Below are 2,010 nucleotides of genomic sequence, written 5' to 3'. Positions count from 1 at the left end.
AGATTCAAGAGAAGGCCCACTGGCCTTCGCAGAGAAACGTCAACCCGTATGGAAGGCACGCTGAAATGGGAAGAGTTCAGGACAAAGTGGTCTTGGTTACCGGCGGGGCTCGCGGTCAGGGGCGCAGCCATGCGGTCAAGCTGGCAGAGGAGGGCGCGGACGTCATCCTCTTCGACATCTGCGAGGACATCGAGACCAACGAGTACGCGCTTGCCACGCCGCGTGATCTCGAAGAAGCCGGCCTCGAGGTGGAGAAGACCGGGCGCAAGGCCTATACCGCCCAGGTGGACGTCCGAGACCGGGCGGCCGTGGTTCGCGAACTCGCCAACGCGGTAGCCGAATTCGGCAAGCTCGACGTGGTCGTCGCCAACGCGGGCATCTGTCCGCTTGGCGCAAACCTTGGAATCCAGGCCTTCGCCGACGCCTTCGACGTCGACTTCATCGGGGTGGTCAACACCGTGCACGCGGCGCTCCCGTACCTGAAGTCTGGTGCGTCGATCATCACCACCGGATCAGTCGCCGGTCTCATCGCGGCCTCGCAGCCTCCCGGCGCGGCCGGTCCGCAGGGTCCCGGCGGAGCGGGCTACAGCTTCGCGAAGCAGTTGGTGGATTCCTACACCATCCAGCTGGCGGGCCAGCTGGCGCCACAGTCCATCCGCGCCAACGTCGTACACCCGACGAATGTCAACACCGATATGCTGAACAGCGCGCCGATGTACCGACAGTTCCGGCCGGACCTCGAGAGTCCGACCCGCGACGACGCGCTGCTCGCGTTCCCCGCCATGCAGGCGATGCCCACCCCCTACGTGGAGCCCGCCGACATCTCGAACGCGGTGTGCTTCCTGGCCTCCGACGAGTCACGCTTCGTGACGGGCCTGCAGTTCAAGGTCGATGCCGGCGCGATGCTGAAGTTCTAGGAGAACCATGACCACCGCGGAGAAGCCCAGCGCCGGTACTGGGGCGACAGGTGGTGATACGGCTGCCGAAGAGGGCCGGATCACCGACGAGGACATCGAACGAGCCAAGGCGCAGATCGGGATTCCGGTTTTCCAGCGCGACGAGGCGTGGCACAAGCTGCCGTCCAGTGACGCCATCACCCAGTTCAGTTTCGGCTGCGGTGACGACAATCCACTGTTCCACGATCCGAGCTACGGACCGGCCACCCGCTGGCACGCACAGATCGCCTCGCCGACATTCCCGATCGCGACCGGGTTGGATCAGACGCCGAAGTTCACCGATCCGGAGCGAAAGAAGTTGTTCCGCGGCTTGTTTCGCGGCACGGGCAAGTACTACTCCGGGGTGAAGTGGACGTGGTACCGGCCCGTCTACGCGGGACGTCCCGTGCTTGCCGAGAACTACACCCTCGACGTACAGGTCAAGGAGAGTGAATTCTCCGGCGGCCGTTCGGTCAAGGAGACCTTCCGGTACCTCTACGTCGACACCGACGGCAACCCGATCGCCACCCGCGACGAGTCCTACATCAACGCCGAACGTCACGGCTCCAAGAAGTCCGGCAAGCTCAAGGACATTGCCCGCAAGCACTGGACTCCCGACGAGTTCGCGCAGGTGGAAGAAGAGTACGAGGCGGAGGAGCGCCGCGGCGCCGAGCCGCGGTGGTGGGAGGACGTCAGCGTCGGCGATGAACTCCCTGGGATCATCAAGGGCCCGTTGACTGTCGTCGACATCATCTCCATGCACATGGGTTGGGGTTGGGGTGGTTACGGCGTCGGTCCGTTGAAGTTCGCGCACCAGCTCCGCAAGCGGATGCCTGCCTTCTACCAGCCCGACGAGTACGGCGTCCCCGACGTCGTGCAGCGTCTGCACTGGGATTCCGGCCGGGCTCAGTCCCTTGGCATTCCGGCGCCCTACGACTACGGGCAGATGCGCGCAGCATGGGTCAGTCATCTGATCACCAACTGGATCGGCGACGACGGTTGGCTGGCCGAGATGGACCTTCAGATGCGCGGTTTCAACTACCACGGCGACGTCCACCGGTGCACCGGCAAGGTC

Annotated in this window: 2 protein-coding genes; both read left to right on the top strand. The window is 64.4% G+C overall.

Going from position 1 to position 2,010, the window contains the following annotated elements; all coding sequences use genetic code 11:
- The first annotated feature begins 65 nt into the window (after window positions 1-65).
- A complete protein-coding gene (locus tag ACRDUX_RS13345) occupies window positions 66-917 on the top strand; it encodes a mycofactocin-coupled SDR family oxidoreductase (RefSeq protein ID WP_526414506.1) in 852 nt (283 codons plus the stop codon).
- A gap of 7 nt (window positions 918-924) precedes the next feature.
- On the top strand, window positions 925-2,010 hold a 1,086-nt coding region (locus ACRDUX_RS13340), incomplete at its 3' end, for an FAS1-like dehydratase domain-containing protein (RefSeq protein ID WP_526414505.1).

The sequence above is a fragment of the Mycobacterium sp. genome, assembly GCF_050701675.1.
Classification (GTDB): domain Bacteria; phylum Actinomycetota; class Actinomycetes; order Mycobacteriales; family Mycobacteriaceae; genus Mycobacterium.
Note: the sequence above shows the minus strand (reverse complement) of the source record. Positions and strands in the feature narration are given on the sequence as shown.

Coding starts and splice junctions, on each gene's coding strand:
- ACRDUX_RS13345 (WP_526414506.1), top strand. CDS start 66: ATGGGAAGAGTTCAGGACAAAGTGGTCTTGGTTACCGGCGGGGCTCGC.